12 protein-coding genes are annotated in these 17,597 nt (G+C 42.4%); 8 read left to right on the forward strand and 4 right to left on the reverse strand.

Features of this window, described 5'->3' with window-relative positions; all coding sequences use genetic code 11:
* From V7K40_RS15915 to gshB, 6 genes are all read left to right on the forward strand, one after another.
* A partial coding sequence (locus V7K40_RS15915) for a tetratricopeptide repeat protein (RefSeq protein ID WP_334961207.1) occupies window positions 1-614 on the forward strand: 614 nt, incomplete at its 5' end.
* A 109-nt stretch (window positions 615-723) separates the two neighbouring features.
* The gene (locus tag V7K40_RS15920) at window positions 724-1,044 is read left to right on the forward strand and encodes a hypothetical protein (protein WP_334961209.1); all 321 of its coding nucleotides are present in this window, start codon (window positions 724-726) and stop codon (window positions 1,042-1,044) included.
* Window positions 1,028-1,282: a UPF0175 family protein gene (locus V7K40_RS15925; protein WP_334961410.1), complete on the forward strand. Its 255-nt coding sequence runs from the start codon at window positions 1,028-1,030 to the stop codon at window positions 1,280-1,282. Before V7K40_RS15920 ends, V7K40_RS15925 begins: the two co-directional genes overlap by 17 nt.
* A gap of 172 nt (window positions 1,283-1,454) precedes the next feature.
* Window positions 1,455-3,200: a GTPase HflX gene (gene hflX, locus V7K40_RS15930; RefSeq protein WP_334961412.1), complete on the forward strand. Its 1,746-nt coding sequence runs from the start codon at window positions 1,455-1,457 to the stop codon at window positions 3,198-3,200.
* A 606-nt stretch (window positions 3,201-3,806) separates the two neighbouring features.
* Entirely contained in the window at window positions 3,807-4,079 is a 273-nt protein-coding gene (grxC, locus tag V7K40_RS15935; RefSeq protein ID WP_334961211.1) for a glutaredoxin 3, read from the forward strand.
* A gap of 243 nt (window positions 4,080-4,322) precedes the next feature.
* Window positions 4,323-5,297 carry a glutathione synthase gene (gene gshB, locus V7K40_RS15940; protein ID WP_334961213.1) on the forward strand — a complete coding sequence of 325 codons (975 nt, stop codon included), beginning with the start codon at window positions 4,323-4,325 and terminating at the stop codon, window positions 5,295-5,297.
* Between the two features lie 796 nt (window positions 5,298-6,093).
* Here gshB and ftsZ read toward each other — a convergent pair.
* The 3 genes from ftsZ to V7K40_RS15955 all read right to left on the reverse strand — a co-directional run bounded on the left by ftsZ (window position 6,094) and on the right by V7K40_RS15955 (window position 9,337).
* Entirely contained in the window at window positions 6,094-7,407 is a 1,314-nt protein-coding gene (gene ftsZ, locus V7K40_RS15945; protein ID WP_334961215.1) for a cell division protein FtsZ, read from the reverse strand.
* A gap of 54 nt (window positions 7,408-7,461) precedes the next feature.
* Window positions 7,462-7,752 (reverse strand): hypothetical protein, encoded by a 291-nt coding sequence (locus tag V7K40_RS15950; protein WP_334961217.1) that lies wholly within the window; start codon window positions 7,750-7,752, stop codon window positions 7,462-7,464.
* A gap of 730 nt (window positions 7,753-8,482) precedes the next feature.
* Window positions 8,483-9,337: an FtsQ-type POTRA domain-containing protein gene (locus V7K40_RS15955; protein ID WP_334961219.1), complete on the reverse strand. Its 855-nt coding sequence runs from the start codon at window positions 9,335-9,337 to the stop codon at window positions 8,483-8,485.
* 701 nt (window positions 9,338-10,038) lie between these two features.
* Here V7K40_RS15955 and V7K40_RS15960 point away from each other — a divergent pair.
* Together V7K40_RS15960 and V7K40_RS15965 are read left to right on the forward strand one after the other, a co-directional pair.
* Entirely contained in the window at window positions 10,039-11,370 is a 1,332-nt protein-coding gene (locus tag V7K40_RS15960) for a P-loop NTPase fold protein (RefSeq protein WP_334961221.1), read from the forward strand.
* A 133-nt stretch (window positions 11,371-11,503) separates the two neighbouring features.
* Window positions 11,504-16,555, forward strand: coding sequence for a hypothetical protein (locus tag V7K40_RS15965; RefSeq protein ID WP_334961223.1), 5,052 nt, complete (start codon window positions 11,504-11,506; stop codon window positions 16,553-16,555).
* A gap of 129 nt (window positions 16,556-16,684) precedes the next feature.
* Here the strand turns inward: V7K40_RS15965 and V7K40_RS15970 are convergent, their stop codons facing one another.
* The gene (locus tag V7K40_RS15970; RefSeq protein WP_334961225.1) at window positions 16,685-17,032 is read right to left on the reverse strand and encodes a hypothetical protein; all 348 of its coding nucleotides are present in this window, start codon (window positions 17,030-17,032) and stop codon (window positions 16,685-16,687) included.
* Between the last annotated feature and the right edge of the window lie 565 nt (window positions 17,033-17,597).

Here is a 17,597-nt window from a genome sequence, read left to right on the forward strand (position 1 = left end):
ACGAAGCTTGGAACAACAGGGGGATTGCGCTAAGAAATTTAGGACGCACTGAAGAAGCGATCGCATCTTTTGACCAAGCACTGAAAATTAAACCTAATGACCACGAAGCTTGGAACAACAGGGGGATTGCGCTAAGAAATTTAGGACGCACTGAAGAAGCGATCGCATCTTTTGACCAAGCACTGAAAATTAAACCTGATACTTATCTAGTTTGGTGCTTACGGGGCATTTTGTTAAATATTTTAGGACGCAATGAGGAAGCAATTGCATCCTACGACCAAGTACTGAAAATTAAACCTGATGACCACCAAGCTTGGTACAATCGCGGGATTGCGCTAGATGATTTAGGCCGCACTGAAGAAGCGATCGCATCTTTTGACCAAGCAGTGAAAATTAAACCTGATAAAGACGATGTTTGGTACAAGCGGGGGAATGCGCTAAGAAATTTAGGACGCACTGAAGAAGCGATCGCATCTTTTGACCAAGCACTGAAATTTAAACCAGATGACCACCAAGCTTGGAACAATAGGAGAATTGCCGTCATAAAATTGAAATGGCAAAAATTAACTCAGGCTGTGACAGGATTTCTGCAACTGATTAGTTTTAGGCGTTGATTTAAGAGTGGCGATCGCCTTAATACCTCACTTAGAACAACTTAAATTAAAAGCGATGCCGATACATTACTAAATATAAAGTTAACCCATCTTCAGGAACATAAATCGAATGTCAGAAAACGTCCAAGAGCAAAAACAGCTATCTCTTAAAGAAATCGCTAGCCTATCTTTGGCAGAACGTCACAAAATACTAGAACCTTTGATCGCCGCCACAGCCAAAGATTTTTTTAACGACCCTGAATTAACAGAATTCTCAGTTTTATATAGTGAAGATTGGGAAACTGAGAATGACAACATAATTCATGTGGAAGAACCCGAAAGTACCCGCAACCATGATGCTTTTTTGAACGGCTACGCACCAGAAGACGAAGGACTTTATGACGACTTCACTTCAAAGCGATCATCCCGAGAAAATCATGTCACAACTTAAAATTGACTATCCAGAAACTTTACCAGATGCCTTACAACAAACGCGAGAACAGTTTGAACAAGAAGCGAAAATGGCAATGGCAGTTAAACTATTTGAAATGAAACGCATTTCTTCTGGTTTAGCTGCACAATTAGCAGGTATAAATAGGGTAACTTTTTTACTGAATTTACACCGTTATGGTGTAGGGATGATTGATTTAACAGAAAAAGAACTTATATCTGATTTAGCAAATGCTTGAAAGTAATATACTCGATTTGTGAGTTACTACCACCAAAATTGCTTCAAATCAATACCCCCCATGAACTAATTCACAATGCATCCCTCAAAGGAGAGAGATAGGAGCCGAAACCCTGTTGTAAAATAGACATAAGTAAGGATTGGGGGGGCCATTTAACTGGTCATAAACGCCTATAGAGACTATTTTTGGAAATCTCCAAGGTCTGAAGTCCAGCCAGCTGAAACAACTACAGCGGCTGTATCACCAGCGCATACCAGGCGATCGCATCACCACGCCTGAGTTTTCCCAGCGTCTGGCAGCAATTAGCACAGAAGTCAATCAGCCTGTGTGCGCCTACATCAACCGTCGCGGACAAGTGATTCGTGTCGGGGTAGGCACACCGCGTCAAACGCAAATACCACCGCTGGAATTGCCCCGTTACGGTGCAGAACGACTCAGCGGTATTCGTTGTATTGCCACACATCTCAAGCCAGAACCGCCAAATGAGGCGGCACTCACGGCGATGGCACTGCAACGCTTAGATGCCCTAGTTGTCCTAAACATTAGCGGAACGGGATTTACACGGCGGGGAGGCGGTTCGACTGGGTACGTCAAAGAAGCTTATCTAGCTCATCTGACACCCCAAGAATCTCGCACCCTGATTACTAGTCCTGCTGCCCCCAAGGTAGGGGAAAGCCAAATCCAATCTCCAAGTTGGAATATATCGCCACCTCTGGGCTTGGATGATCTGGCAGACCAGGATTTAGTAAATTTGGTAGAAAATCTGGAAGCGGAATTCCAGCGGGAATTTGTCGCCCAGGAAGTAGATGCTGACCACGATCGCGTGCTGATTGTGGGGCTGATGACCAGTGAGATGACTCCCCTACAATTCCAAGACAACCTATTGGAATTGGCACGTTTAGTTGATACTGCTGGGGGAGATGTATTACAGACAATACAACAAAAGCGATCGCGCATTCATCCCCAGACAGTAGTTGGCGAAGGTAAGGTGCAAGAAATTGCCCTAACTGCCCAAACACTAGGAGTTAATCTCGTCGTCTTCGACCGCGACCTCTCACCCTCCCAAGTCCGCAACTTAGAAATGCAAATTGGTATTCGGGTGGTTGACCGCACCGAAGTGATTTTGGATATCTTTGCTCAACGCGCTCAGTCCCGTGCTGGTAAGTTGCAAGTAGAACTAGCACAGCTAGAATACATGCAGCCGCGACTGGCTGGTAGAGGTCGCACCATGTCCCGATTAGGTGGTGGTATTGGGACTCGTGGCCCTGGTGAAACAAAACTGGAAACTGAACGCCGTGCCATTGGGCAGCGTATTTCCCGACTGCAAAAAGAAGTAGATCAGTTGCAAGCCCATCGTTCGCGGTTACGGCAGCGACGGCAGCATCAGGAAGTTCCCTCAGTGGCTTTGGTTGGATATACCAACGCTGGCAAGTCCACTTTACTGAATGCTCTCACGAATGCAGAAGTTTATACAGCCGACCAGCTATTTGCCACTCTCGATCCCACCACGCGCCGCCTAGTAATTCCTCATGGCGAAGCTGATGAACATCAGGAAATTCTGATTACAGATACAGTAGGGTTTATACACGAACTGCCTGTATCGTTAATGGATGCCTTCCGCGCCACCTTGGAGGAAGTCACAGAAGCCGATGCTCTACTACATTTGGTGGATTTGTCTCACCCCGCTTGGTTGCGTCATATTCGCTCAGTTAGGGAAATCTTGGCGCAAATGCCAATAACTCCTGGGCCGGCACTGGTTGTTTTTAATAAGATTGATCAAGCCGATAGTGAGACACTCGCTCTAGCTAGGGAAGAATTTCCCTTAGCGGTGTTTATTTCTGCGAGTCAGCGCTTGGGATTAGAAACCCTACGTCACCGCCTTGCCCAGCTAATTGAATATGCCGTTGACTGTGGGTAAATACTGAAATTAAAGTTTTGTATTTCAGTTAAAAATGCCGTAGTTTTATTGACTACGGCATTTGCTATTAAAGATAAAGAATATTTCTACTCCCCTAAGCTCAAATAAACTAAATATACTGAAAAAGCTTTGCCGTGATAGTTTGAGCGATTGTGATCAAAACTGTATATCTTTATAGACTCCTTCTATGTGCAAAATTTTCCCTTTTAACAGCATAGGCATCTACATGCCTTAATAAACTTGTATTTAGTCCTCTTAAGAAGAATACAAGCTATTAGCCTCGAAATTTATTCCCAAGCGGGATGACAACGAAGCCCAAAATTTATTTAATGTTGGTAATGACAAGCTCTTAAAGCTTGCGATACAATCGCTAAAAAGCCTATAAAACAAGCTAGTTTTTTAGCAATTTAGATTTTTGAACTTTGCGTACTCCTGCAAAGAAGCAAGCTTGGCGTAGCATGTATCTAAGGGATTCATCTGTACTAGTAACTTAATGTGGCAAATTTAGTTAGCCACTTCTGAGGATAAAGTCAAAGCGAGATAGAGCCGCTAGAGCAAGTGCCAAAGTTCTAAAATTAAGAAGTATTAAATCAAGTTGAGGACATTATGGCTGCAAATGTAGAAATTTACACTTGGAGGACTTGCCCTTTTTGCATCCGTGCTAAAAGTTTGCTGAACAATAAGGGGGTTGAATTTATCGAATACAACATTGACGGAGATGAGGTAGCCAGAAATAAAATGGCTCAAAGAGCCAATGGACGCCGTTCTCTACCGCAAATTTTCATCAATGATAAACATATTGGTGGTTGTGATGATATCCACGCTTTAGACCGTCAAGGCAAGCTCGATGAGCTACTAACTTCTAGCAATAGCGTGTAGATTCAGAAGGTTTTGCGATCGCTAGCGATAAGCCGCTGCAAATTACACGGCAGTCGCAACAACTCTAGAAGGGAGAGCAACGCTGCCTTGTTTACAGACTTTTTTATCACAAAAGTCATATCTGTCCACAAGACTTTACCCTCCAGGCTCTACTCAGCAGTACACATGTACGTCAATTGGTGAGAGCATCAAGAGATAATAATTGAATAACCATTTAATTTCTTGGTGATTGAGGTATAAAGGGTGAAACTGGCTTTTATCATTGATCCCATCCATCAGCTTGACCCATGTCATGATACCAGTGTTGCCCTGATTGAAGCAGCGCAAATCTTGGGACACGAAGTCTGGGTAACTCAGGGAAACCTGCTGAGTGTGGTGGATAGCAAAGCTTGGGCTGTACTACAGCGAGTTGAAGTTATACCAGTGCAGTTGGTAGAGGGACGCTGGATAGCGGCAAATCCTTGGTATAAGTTGAGCGATTCCTCCTTTACTTCTTTAGAGACAATGGACACCGTATTTATACGGGCAGATCCACCAGTCAATGATTCCTACCTCTATGCCACCTACATTCTGGATTACATTGACCAAAATAAAACCCTGGTGATTAACAGTCCCGGTGGCATCCGAGGGGCAAATGAAAAAATGTACGCCCTCCAGTTTACCAAAGCGATTCCAGAAACGATTGTCAGTGCTGATAAGCAGTTTATCCGGCAATTTGTCGAAGCAAAGGGAGCTGCGGTTCTCAAACCACTGGGTAATAAAGCTGGAGAAGGAATTTTATTTTTGCAATCAGGCGATCGCAATTTTAACTCCATTGTCGAACTCAGTACCCTCCAAGGTCGAGTGCCAGTAATGGTGCAGACCTATCTACCGGAGGCAAAAGAAGGAGATAAGCGAATTATCCTGCTGAATGGCGAACCAATTGGTGCGCTCAATCGCCTCTCTAGCGGAACTGATTTTCGCAATAATATGGCAACTGGTGGTACAGTGGCTCAAACCGAAATTACCCCAAGAGAGGATGAAATTTGTACCCAAGTAGCTGAACGCTTACGCCAAGATGGCTTAATTTTTGTGGGTATTGACGTTATTGGTGGTTACCTAACTGAAGTTAACGTCACTAGTCCTACCGGAATTCGTGAGATTGATCGCCTAGATGGTACTCACCTTGGTCATCAGGTTATTCAATGGATTGAACAGACACTAAAAAGCAAAAAATAAATGTAAATTATTTTTTGCTTCGTGTCTTATTCTACGTGAGTTCGACGGCTGATGTGATGTTCGCCTAATGAACCGAATCAAAAAACCTCTAAGAGGATGTTTGAAAAGTATTGTTGGTAACAGCAATACCTGCCAAACCTAACCCCCCTCCCGATGTTAGCGTTGGCGAACGCAAGAGTGTCTCTAAGAGTTTCGGCATCAAGTGCGGGAATGGGGATTTCAAAGCCTCTCTCCCTCTGGGGGAGGGAATGGTAGCGGAGTTTATAGTATACTTTGCTACTTTTAAAACATCCTTAAAGAGGTTTTACTACGCAAAACCGTCCCTCTCTGACTCCTAGAGGGACAGACTTGAACTTTAGTTTAAGTCTGGGAGAGGTTCATCGAACTCACGTTATTCTCCAGGAAACAGACTTCTTTGGGACGCTTGCATAAGCAAGTTTCCCACCCAACTTTCTTTAAGTAAATATATTTACTTGTACCAAATATGAGTTTAATGGATCGCGGGGGTAGATGTAGCGATGTCTACACGGGGTGTTTAGCGTCGTATCTGTAGTCGGACATGCCTTGCTGCTGTTTTATTCCAAAAGCACATCTGGACATGTGAGCCAGCAGACTCCTGCCCAAGTTCATTCTATAAGTAGCGTTAACGAGTTTCTTTACCAATTAACAAAATTGGGTATGGCAACGAATTGCTTACCCCTGCTTTTGGTAAAACCCTGAAACTAGCAGATTTTATACAGCACTCAGCCTAACCTGAGACTGTTAATTTAATCTAAAATCTCAAATCCAAAATCTTTTAATTCCGTGGTGTTCGTCGGTTTCTCAAGAAGTCAGGTATATCCAATCCAGGTTTTTCTTTTGGTTCTGGAGTTGGAGTTGGGGTTGGAGTTGGAGTTGAGGTTGGGGGATTAACTGGGGGTTGCTGTGTTGTTGTTGGTCGCTTCGAGGTATTAGGTGCTACTCGAACGTTAGCCACGCTTTGTTGTGGTACAGCTTGCACTTCACCTGTAAATCCAGTAGCAATTACAGTAATTCTTACCTCACCTTGAAGTCTGTCATCAATTACGGCCCCAAAAATAATATTGGCGTTGGGATCAACTACTTCGTAGATTGCTTCTGCGGCTGCATTTACTTCATGCAAAGTCAGGTCAGTACCGCCTGTAATATTAAAGACAACACCTCTAGCACCTTCAATAGAACATTCTAGTAACGGCGAAGAAATAGCTGCGATCGCAGCTTCTCTGGCTCTAGATTTACCAGAGCTAACACCAATTCCCATCAATGCCGATCCCGCATCTGCCATTACAGCTCGGACATCAGCAAAGTCAACGTTTACCAAGCCAGGGATCGTGATGATATCAGAAATACCTTGCACCCCTTGACGCAGCACATCATCTGCATAGCGAAAAGCTTCTTGTACAGGCGTTTGTTCGGGGATCACTTCCAGCAGTTTGTTGTTGGGGATAATGATCAGTGTATCTACTCTACTTTTTAGTCCTTCGATACCTTGTTCCGCTTGGCTGGTGCGGCGGCGTCCCTCAAACACAAATGGACGTGTGACTACACCAACAGTGAGAGCGCCCATTTCTTTTGCTACTTCTGCCACAATCGGGGCTGCACCTGTCCCAGTGCCACCCCCCATACCAGCGGTGATAAATACTAGGTCTGCCCCCTCTAAAGCTGTAGCAATTTCGTCTCGTGATTCCTCAGCTGCCTTTTGACCAATCGCAGGATTACCACCCGCTCCTAAACCCCGCGTTAGCTTCTGTCCAATTTGCAATCTACTGGGAGCGCCTGCCAGAGTTAATGCTTGGGCATCAGTATTTATTGACCAAAACTCTACCCCAGAGACATCAGATTCGATCATGCGGTTAACGGCATTACCACCGCCACCACCTACACCAATTACTTTGATGTTAGCAACCCGACCAGGAACAATCTCGCCAATTCGGCTATTTTCCGCAAAAATCTTCTTATTTTCGTGATTTGGTCCAAAGTTCACCCCAGAGTTATTAAAGGGATTGGTCGAGTTAACTGCCAGAGAGAACCCCGGCTGTCCCGTAGATTGGGAATTTTTATAGGTAAGTCCTTGGTTATTATCAAGTGTCATTGGATTTGTGAAAGGGTAGATAAACGACTTTTTCAGGTGTTATTCACTTAAGAGTCAACTATAGTTTGACACTGCCACAATACTATGGCACTGTTCTTTATTGTTTTCACTACTGCCAAGCCTAACAGAATTGGCTGTGCGAAAATTTGCTATGGGATAAGCTTTTAAGGCAGCCGATCGCACAGCCAATTCTAGAGAAGTATACTGACATTTATCTAAAAGTGTTCTGTATAACTTCAACCAGACATTAATCTCTTCATTCTTCTCAACAGAGGAAATAGCTTGTAAAGATACGCCACAACGCATCTTATCTACCTCAATAATATTGTTAATAGGTTTCACCATTGGGAATGATTGCAACTTTAAACACAGAATTTACCTTATACTTACTTATCTTTAAGGTTGAAGTAAGTAAAAATTTACTTGTCAGACTATACCTGATTAATTTGTTGTTTGGGGGGTCTTAATGGACACTTTGTTGGAACCAGAGTCTATCTTACGAGAATCCCCAGTAGTGTGGTCAACAAATCAAGATTTTCCTAGAGGTTTGGTAACCCAATAAGAATTACAGTAGAGAATAGTCTAAACTGATTGCTCAGAAGCAATGCTTACGCAACTTTGGGTGGCATTTTCCGTTACAGATTGAAACTTCGGTAAACTGTGTTTGGAAGTGTCCTCAACAGACCAAAGCTAGAGCGTTTTTGGCTCTGCACTTGGATGGCGGCATAAACCGTTCTCATCAGTACCCTCTGAAAAGCGAGTCTGATCTTAATGAAAAACTCAAGCATTTTTCTCTTTTCCGCACTGGGTTTAGTCAAAGAATGTATGGGCAGAAGGCATTTTGCACGCCATAGACCATGATCAGATTGTCCGACATCTAGCACCCCACCATTAGATGTTAGGGTCACAATTGAGAGTGTTTTACTCGCAATGGAGACTTTATGATTGATCTTCTCATTTTAATTAGAAGTTAATACCGATTTTCGTGCGGTTTGCTGGAAAACTGAAAATAATAAATATATTTATCAGCATAAAGCTTCTTAATTTACTAGGAGCGCTCAATACATTAAACATGCTAAATGTTTTTAGGGATTTTAGGAGTTAATTTTTGGTCTTTTTGGTTCATCTGTACTAATGGAAATTCCGGATTTTTCAGATCAATATACTCTATTTGGTCAGAATTGAGTTTTGCTGTTAAATGGCGCATTTGGGCGAGTACCTTAATTTGTTCAGACAACTGGGGGCCTGGAACGCCGAGATGCACATTTCCTAGTTCTGTTTTCAAAATTAAATTCGTTGGATTTTGGCAATCAATTTCCATCACTTTCACAGGACTTTGGCTGACAGCTTGATGAAGCTGAGTCCAGTAGAGACAGTATTGTTTTGGTAATCCAATTACTCTGAGATTGGGTAATTTCCTTGTGGGATTCAGTGATGTGTATTTTTCTAAAGGCATCCAGACCCCACTTGCATCTAGTAAGCCGATTATGACTTTTTTGTTGCTAGTACCCTGATTTTGCACATTTGGTGTTTGAGTCACCGCTACAGGGACTCGTTCTTGGATTTCGATGATTAATCCAGGAGGAAAGAGGCGGCGTCTAACGATCGCTTGGGCAATAGTTGGTTGTTTTTTCAAAGAGTTAGTGATCGCTCCCGGTTCAATCCGCCACAAAGACTGGGGGTAAGATAGCACCAACAGTGACTTAGTTGTCTCATCCGACAATAATTGATTGCCTGATTTCATCACTATTTGTTTGGGAGTTTTTAGCACCCACACTGGTTGGACTGCTACCCACAGCAATCCACCTGCCAAACCGGTAATGGCAAAGGTTCGCCAAATAGCCTGAATAATTCTCATCTGCCGCTGCCGACGTAATTTCTGACGACGCTGGGCCAGATCCGTGCGGGAAACTGATATTATGCCAGCCATTCAAACCCCTTTCTGGTTGCAGTCCAAATTCCTTCATGCGCTTGTATCATTATTAATTTCAGTAAACACTGTTGGCATCTATTAGCCACTCTCCTCGAGACTTTTTTTATTTTTAGTAACACTTTACAGTAACAATACAAAGATCGTGGCGCTAGTCATCATTCCGATTAAAGTTTCCGGTGTCTAGTCTTAACCGACTGTTGTCTTTTTGACAAGTGATTATCAAATATTTTTTCTCTAAAGATTACAAAATATTAATTTAGATATTTATAATTTTGTTTTCTTGACAAATAGAATCTGAAATGATAAATAAGTATTTCATAATCTCTGTATAGCTTGCTATAATTAATACCAGTTCTCCCTGATCAGCTATACAAACTGAGAACCATCTAGTCTAGTAGCTTTTTTACTGATTTACTCAACCATAAAGGTTTGTGCCAGGTCAAACAAAAGCTAGAGATTGTCAAAACCTCAATAGCAGGTGTAAAAAGGACAGATATGTTTAAGGTTATTAGGGTCAATTAAATCTCTACCATACTACTGACAGCTACTGACAGTGATCCTGCACCAAGTACTGTCCCTTGCAAGACACTATCAACTTGCGAGTTAATCCTGTGCCTACATCCCGGCTAGAGATTTTTTGTATAAAAAATACGAATTAAACTGCATCTACACACACATCTACATACACATCTACATACATGAAAACGACATTAAATTTGTCACGTTTTTATAAAGCATGTAACCCAAGCTACACGCTCAATATAAGTAACGTGCTAGATCGGCAGTATTACATAGATTTTGCTGATGTCCGTGGTTGCAAAATTGTCGAAGAATTGCAACGGACTATCTGCCGGATTTCTCCTGATGAGCCAACCTGCCAGTTATTTACGGGTCACATTGGCTGCGGTAAGTCAACGGAATTGCAGCGCCTGAAGACAGAACTAGAATTGGGGGGATTTCATGTGGTTTATTTTGAGTCCAGTCAAGACTTAGATATGGCAGATATTGATGTTAGCGATATTTTGCTGAGTGTAGCCCGTCAAGTCAGTGCCAGTTTAGAAGGGATTAACATCAAACTCAAACCTGGTTATTTTAGCAATTTGTTTAAAGAAGTAGGCGATTTTTTGCAAAGCCCCATAGAGCTTTCTGGACAAGCAGAATTGTCCTTGGGTATTGCCAAAATTACCGCTAAAACCAAAGACAGCACCCAAATGCGGAATCAACTGAGGCAATATCTGGAACCACGTACCAGTAGTATTTTGCAAGCGATTAACGAAGAAATTTTAGAAAAGGCTATTGAACAGCTAAAGCTACGGGGTCAAAAAGGACTGGTAGTGATTGTGGATAATTTGGATCGAGTGGATATGCGTCCTTTAGCATCGGGGCGATCACAACCCGAATATCTCTTCATCGACCGAGGTGAACAGTTACGCCGACTCAAATGCCACCTAGTTTACACCATTCCCCTGACGTTAATTTTCTCCAATGAGTACGAGACACTAAAAAATCGCCTAGGGGGAGGGATTGCGCCAAAAGTACTGCCGATGGTATTAGTGCGACAAAGAGATGGCAGTGATTACGAACCAGGGATGTCACTAGTGCGCCAGTTAGTCTTAGCAAGAGCTTTTCCAGAAGTTCCTTTGAATGCAAGGCTTTTATTAATTACAGAATTATTCGATCACTCTCAAACCTTAGATCGTCTATGTCGCGTTAGCGGTGGCCATATTCGTAATTTATTGGGTTTACTTTATAGCTGCCTGCAACGACAAGATCCACCTTTTTCTAGGGACTGCTTAGAAGCCGTGATTAAGGACTACCGCGACGATCTGCTATTAGCTATTGATGAATCCCAGTGGGAATTATTGTTTGAAGTAGTGCAGCAGCAGAGAGTTAAAGGTGAGTCTGACTACCAGAGCTTACTACGAAGCATGTATCTGTTTGAATATCGTGATCCTCTGGGGCGCTGGTTTGGCATCAGTCCAGCCTTAGCAGAAACAGAAAAAGTCCTTGCTTGGCAACAAAATAAATAACAGTGTTAGGTAAGTCAATTGTCATTAGTCCTTTGTCGTTTGCCATTGGACTAATAACTAATAACTAATGCCCAATACCCAATAACCAATACTTCGACTTCGCTTAGTACAAGTGCCCAATGTCTAATAACCAATGATTAATGATAAGCAGCTACACGTTTACACCAAAGAAAATCAGTATACTTTGCAAAGACTGATTAGAGCGATCGCGCTTTCCGAAGGTCAATTTGCCCTGATTTTAGTTCGGTGTAACTATGAGCAATTACGTGAGCAAATGTTAGAAAATATTCGCTCCATCACTAAAGACATCAATATCAGAGAAATCGTTCTCAATCCACCAACTACTTCCTTACACAGTACAATAGTCTCAGAACTATTTCTAGATAATCCTGCCGTCGTTACAGACTCTTTGCCATCTGCTGTTATGGTTTTCGGTATTGAGTCAGCCATTGACGTGGAAAACTTACTTACAGGTATCAACCAAGCACGAGATATCTATGCCGCAACTTTTCCATTTCCAGTGGTATTGTGGCTACAAGATGAAGTGGCATCATTACTATCCAGATTAGCGCCTGATTTCAAAAGTTGGGCTGCAACCACTATTAAATTTGAAATGGCAAAAGCAGATTTAATTGATTTGATCCACCAAGAGGAAGAATCTCTATTTGCCAAAGTTTTAGAAGCAGGTGCTGAAACATTTTTATCTAATGCCTCCCTAAATTTAGATCCTAAGTCCCAACACCGCCACGAAATAGAATCAGCTCGTAATGATTTGCTGCGCCTCTATGGCTTTCAATTAACACCAGGATTAGAAGCTAGTTTAGAATTTGTATTGGGGCGAGATAAATACGCCAACGATCAAATTAATGGTGCTTTAGCCAATTATCAAAGAAGCCTAGCATTATGGCAGCAGGAAATCAGGATAATAGCAGAGTGGGAGAGTAATTCTTCTTTACCCACCTCATATCCTCATCCTATACCCCCCTCATCTTTACTCAAGCAAGCAATAGTATTATTCCATCTGGGGCTGTGTTATCACCGAATGGCAGACTTACACCAGAATAATAATAGTAGCTATTGCGAACATGCTCTCTTGTGGTTTAAACAATGCTTGGAAGTATTGGAGGAAGTACAAAGAGAAGACTTAGTGGCTAAATTTATTTTGCCTGCTTGTGAAATGCTGCAACGTTTACAAGCTTGGGATGACTTAAAAAAATTAGCTCAAAAGTCATTGTATCTACATAAAACTTATGGAAGTCCTGCACAAGTTGCTCAAAATTATGGTTTTTTGGCAAATGTGGCAGCTTCTGAGTCGAATTGGGTACTGGCTCATGAATTAGCGAATACAGCACTTTCTATCTCCGAAGAAGCAACAGAAGTTTCTCTGCAAGATGTTTTGCAAACACGAGGACAAGAAAGTTGGTATCTTCTCTTACTAGCACGTACACAGCGGCATTTAGGTGAGTCGGAGGAAGCTATCAATAATTTAGAATGGGCGAGGGTAGTTTGTGAGCTACAACATCAACCATCACTTTATCTAGAGATTTTAGAGGAATTGCGATCGCTTTACTTTTTTGAGCGTCATGACTATGCAGAAGCCTTTAAACTGAAGCAAGAAAAAATTCAAATAGAACATCAGTATGGCTTTTGTGCCTTCATTGGAGCAAGTCAGTTGCAGCCGCAACGCTCTAAAATTAACCCAGCATTAGATCCTCAAAAAATACCGTTTATTCCTGAGGGAGTTGCCCAAGAAATATCTGCTTCTGGACGACAGCAAGATGTCAATCGTTTAATTGAAAGAATTACTCGTGCTGACTACAAACTCACAGTAATTTATGGACCATCGGGTGTAGGTAAAAGTTCAATTCTTAAAGCTGGTTTAGTACCAGCTTTGAAAGGAAAAGTTATTGGTGAACGCATTCCTATACCTATTGTTTTGTCTGTTTACACTGATTGGATTACAGTCTTGGCAAGCAGTATAAACCAAGCTTTGTCACACACAGAAATATCGGTTAATCTGAACTCTACACCTACTATACTGCTCGAAAAAATTCGGTTAGCAACTGAGCGTAATTATACAATAATTCTCGTATTAGACCAGTTTGAAGAATTTTTCTTTGTTAGTAATCATCGCACACAAATAAGAGAATTTTACAAATTTTTTAGTGAATGTTTAAATATCTCATTTGTAAAAATTATTCTTTCTTTAAGAGAAGATTATTTACATCATTTATTAGAATTTGAACGGTTGAGCCAAAAAAATAGTATTGGACTATATGATTTAGGCGTAATTAATAAAAATATTCTCGATAAGGACATTCGCTACTATTTAGGGAAATTCTCTAGCCAAGATGCTAAAGCCATAATTCACAGTCTTACTCAACGTTCCCATTATGAACTGAGTGATGAATTAATTAACCGATTAGTCCAGGATTTGACAGGAGAACTAGACGAAGTACATCCAATTGAATTACAAATAGTAGGTGCTCAATTACAAATAGAAAACATTACCACACTCGGACAATACAAGCTTTGCGGTGGCTCGGCAAAATTGGTGGAACGCTGGCTTGGGGAAGTTATCAAAGACTGCGGTCAGGAGAACGAAGAATTAAGCTGGAAATTATTATTTGAATTAACTGATGAAAAGGGGACGCGACCGTTAAAAACTAAAGCTGATTTAGCGGCTGCATTAGTTAATAATCAGGATATAGATACAATATCAAGCTTTGACACAGTTGGGGAACTGATTTTAGAAATATTGGTGGGTTCGGGGTTGGTGTTGCTAATCAGAGATGAATTAGGCGATCGCTACCAGTTAGTTCACGATTATTTAGTTGAACCAATTCGCCAAAAAAATAACTATGGCATAGTTGCCGAATTAGAAAAAGTCAAACTAGAAAAAACTAGAGCTGAAGCGGCCCAAAAACTTAGTCAAAAGCAACTCAATTTGGTATTGCAACGGCGACTGCGGGAAGCACGGATAGCAGGCGCAGTGCTGGCAATCATGGGGGGAACAATAGCAGCATTATGGTGGCAAGCCGACTTGCAAAAAAGAGTAGCAATCCGCCAAACTGTACGAGCTGAACGCAGTGAAACCAACTTGAGGATTAGTGGAATCACTGCTGCTAGCGAAGCTCTTTTTGCCTCTAATAAAGAGTTTGATGCTTTATTAGAAAGTTTGCGGGCTTGGAGAGGACTTAAACAGGCAGATGGAGTGCAGCCAGATACCCGAATGCGGGTGGTGACAGCCCTGCAACAGGCAGTTTATGGGGTAACAGAAGCTAACCGCCTGGATGGGCATACTGATATTGTCTGGGGAGTAACTTTTAGCCCGGATGGTCAAACCCTAGCGTCAGGCAGCCGAGATCAGACGGTGAAAATTTGGCGTCCTGACGGTACCTTACTCCAAACCCTCAAAGGCCACACTGATGCTGTCACCTGTGTAAGTTTCAGCCCAGATGGTCAAACCCTAGCCTCCGCCAGCCTCGACAAAACAGTGCAAATTTGGCACAAAAACCCGATTACGGGTGAATTTGACCCCAAGCCATATAAAACCCTGAAAGGACATAAAGATTGGGTTTACAGCGTTAATTTCAGTCCTGATGGTGAGTTATTAGCTACTGGCAGTAAGGATACAACCGTAAAACTTTGGCGCAAAGACGGTAGCTTAGTAAAAATACTGAGAGGACATCGAGGGTGGGTTAACTGGGTAAACTTCAGTCCTGATGGTCAATTCATCGCCTCAGCCAGCGACGACAAGACAGTGAAAATCTGGCAACGGGACGGTAGCCTTGTCACAACTTTACAGGGACATCAGCAGGGTGTGACTGTAGCTGTTTTCAGCCCCGACGGCAAACTGTTGGCGTCAACAGGTCGAGATAAGACAGTGAAACTTTGGCAGCAAAAGAGTAACAGCACTAAAGACGGTTTTGACTTTCTTCCTTACAAAACTTTACGGCAGCATAGCAGTACAGTGTGGAGTTTAAGCTTTAGTTCCGATAGTAAAAAGTTAGCTTCTGCGGGTGAAGACAATACCATAAACCTCTGGAGTATCACTGGTACCTTACTCAAAACCTTCAAAGGACACAGTGATGCTGTTGTCAGTTTAGCTTTCAGTCCAAATAACAAATTACTGGCTTCAGGAAGTTATGACAAAAGCGTAAAACTATGGAGTTTAGATGCCCCAACACCGTCTATTCTTCAAGGGCATCAGAAGCGAGTTTTGAGCGTTGCTTGGAGTCCCGACGGTCAGATGCTAGCTTCTGGTAGTAGTGATCGCACTGTCAAACTTTGGCGACGAAACACCAGTAGTGGCGAGGTCAAAACCCGACTTTACAAAACTTTGGTGGGGCACACAGATAAAGTTCCTAGTGTCAGTTTTGACCCCAAAGGTGAAATGCTGGCTTCAGGAAGTTATGACAAAACTGTGAAACTTTGGCGGCTTGACGGTACTTTAATTATGACTCTCCACGGGCATAGCGATAGTGTGATGAGCGTGAATTTCAGCCCTGATGGTCAGTTTTTGGCATCAGCTAGCAAAGATAAAACGGTGAAACTTTGGAACCGTGAGGGCAAGTTGCTCAAAACCTTAGTGGGGCATCAGGGTTGGGTAAATAGCGTGAATTTTAGTCCTGATAGTCAGGTTCTAGCCTCTGCCAGTGATGACCAAACTGTGAAACTCTGGGGGCGAGATGGTACTTTGCTCAAAACTTTCTCGCCCCATGATAGCTGGGTGTTAAGTGTCAGCTTTAGTCCCACTGACGAGTTGCTGGCTTCTGCCAGTTGGGATAACACCGTGAAACTATGGCGACGGGATGGTACGTTGTTAAAAACCTTATTAAAAGGGTACAGCGATAGCGTCAATGCTGTAACTTTCAGTCCCAATGGTGAATTCCTCGCCGCCGCCAGTTGGGACAGTACAGTGAAGCTGTGGAGTCGGGAAGGCAAATTAATTAAAAGTCTCAATGGGCATCGCGCCCCAGTGTTAAGTGTCAGTTTTAGCCCAGATGGTCAAACACTAGCATCAGCTAGTGATGACAACACGATAATTCTGTGGAATTTACATCTTGATGATCTGCTTGTTCGTGGTTGCGATTGGGTGGGTGATTACCTCAAGCACAACCGCAATCTTGAAGAACGCGATCGCCTTCTTTGTGATGGCATAACCAGTACAAACCCTTTTTAATTTATGAATAATTATTAATTTATAATTATGAATTAAGTTGAAGCCTCAATCAGCAACCGCTCTTGGTTTAGCGGTTGATGAGGCGATCAGAGTTGTTAATTCAAAGCTAGAAAATAATTTTCGAGATGATCAGCTAAAGGAGCGATCGCCCTCCAAAACTTCATGACTATTTTCTGCGGGAGCTTCTTGGGGCAAATTTGCCAAAAAGGCTTGTAGTCTCATGCGCTCAATATAAGGCCAACCTCCTTCAGACTCAATATCTTTCAGCAGTGAGTAGAGTTGCTGACGGTTAACAGGCAAACTCTCTTGAAAAACCCCATCCCGGATCTCTCGATGTAACTGCTCCAATTGCCTAAGCATTGCCAAAAGAGCTACAGTATTGTCTTCACAACCCTGAACTGCATCATACACCACAGTTGCGATCGCTTGCAGTTTACAGGACAACTCCCCTGATTCAAGATTTTTCTGATCGTTCATTCCACCCTTTCCGTATAAATGAGGTCAACTCAAATTTACCGGAGATTTTTAATTTTCCCTAGTTTGCCACTGTTGATTAGCTGTTACTCTACACTAGAAACTCTGCGGCTAGCCCATTACTACCTATTTTGAGTAGCTATAATAGCCTCAGAATCAGAAAAAGAAAATAATCTTAATATTCTGCTAAAATTTTTAGAGATTAAAGCCGCCGTCAAATCGGACGGTAAGCAGTACTTAATCTATTTGCTAGCCAAGACAACTTCCACAAGTTGAATTACTGAGCGACTTGTGCGGACTTGTACTGAGCGGCGTCAAAGTAGCAAAGCCGAGGTAAGCCGAAGTGTTAAGAAGTAATTCCCAATATTTTTAAGGGAATAGGGGAGCCAGCGCTGCGCGGGGGTTCCAAGAGTTAAGGCGACTGCATGGATTGCGGTTTATCCTCGTAGTTTTAGGCATTTGGACTAAAATTATCAACGTGGAAGTCTCGGCAATGGGTACTTTTAGGTAGCTTTGTGCAGATTTCTCCGAGCGGTGAGTATAACTAAATTTGTATCTTTATTAAAGA

Origin of the sequence: Nostoc sp. (assembly GCF_036917195.1) — a bacterium.
GTDB lineage: Bacteria > Cyanobacteriota > Cyanobacteriia > Cyanobacteriales > Nostocaceae > Nostoc.

Bases quoted from the DNA above. Each gene is read 5' to 3' on its own strand.
- V7K40_RS15950 (WP_334961217.1), bottom strand. From the start codon at position 7,752: ATGGTGAAACCTATTAACAATATTATTGAGGTAGATAAGATGCGTTGT.
- ftsZ (WP_334961215.1), bottom strand. From the start codon at position 7,407: ATGACACTTGATAATAACCAAGGACTTACCTATAAAAATTCCCAATCT.
- V7K40_RS15965 (WP_334961223.1), top strand. From the start codon at position 11,504: ATGATTAATGATAAGCAGCTACACGTTTACACCAAAGAAAATCAGTAT.
- grxC (WP_334961211.1), top strand. From the start codon at position 3,807: ATGGCTGCAAATGTAGAAATTTACACTTGGAGGACTTGCCCTTTTTGC.
- V7K40_RS15920 (WP_334961209.1), top strand. From the start codon at position 724: ATGTCAGAAAACGTCCAAGAGCAAAAACAGCTATCTCTTAAAGAAATC.
- V7K40_RS15955 (WP_334961219.1), bottom strand. From the start codon at position 9,337: ATGGCTGGCATAATATCAGTTTCCCGCACGGATCTGGCCCAGCGTCGT.
- V7K40_RS15960 (WP_334961221.1), top strand. From the start codon at position 10,039: ATGAAAACGACATTAAATTTGTCACGTTTTTATAAAGCATGTAACCCA.
- V7K40_RS15970 (WP_334961225.1), bottom strand. From the start codon at position 17,032: ATGAACGATCAGAAAAATCTTGAATCAGGGGAGTTGTCCTGTAAACTG.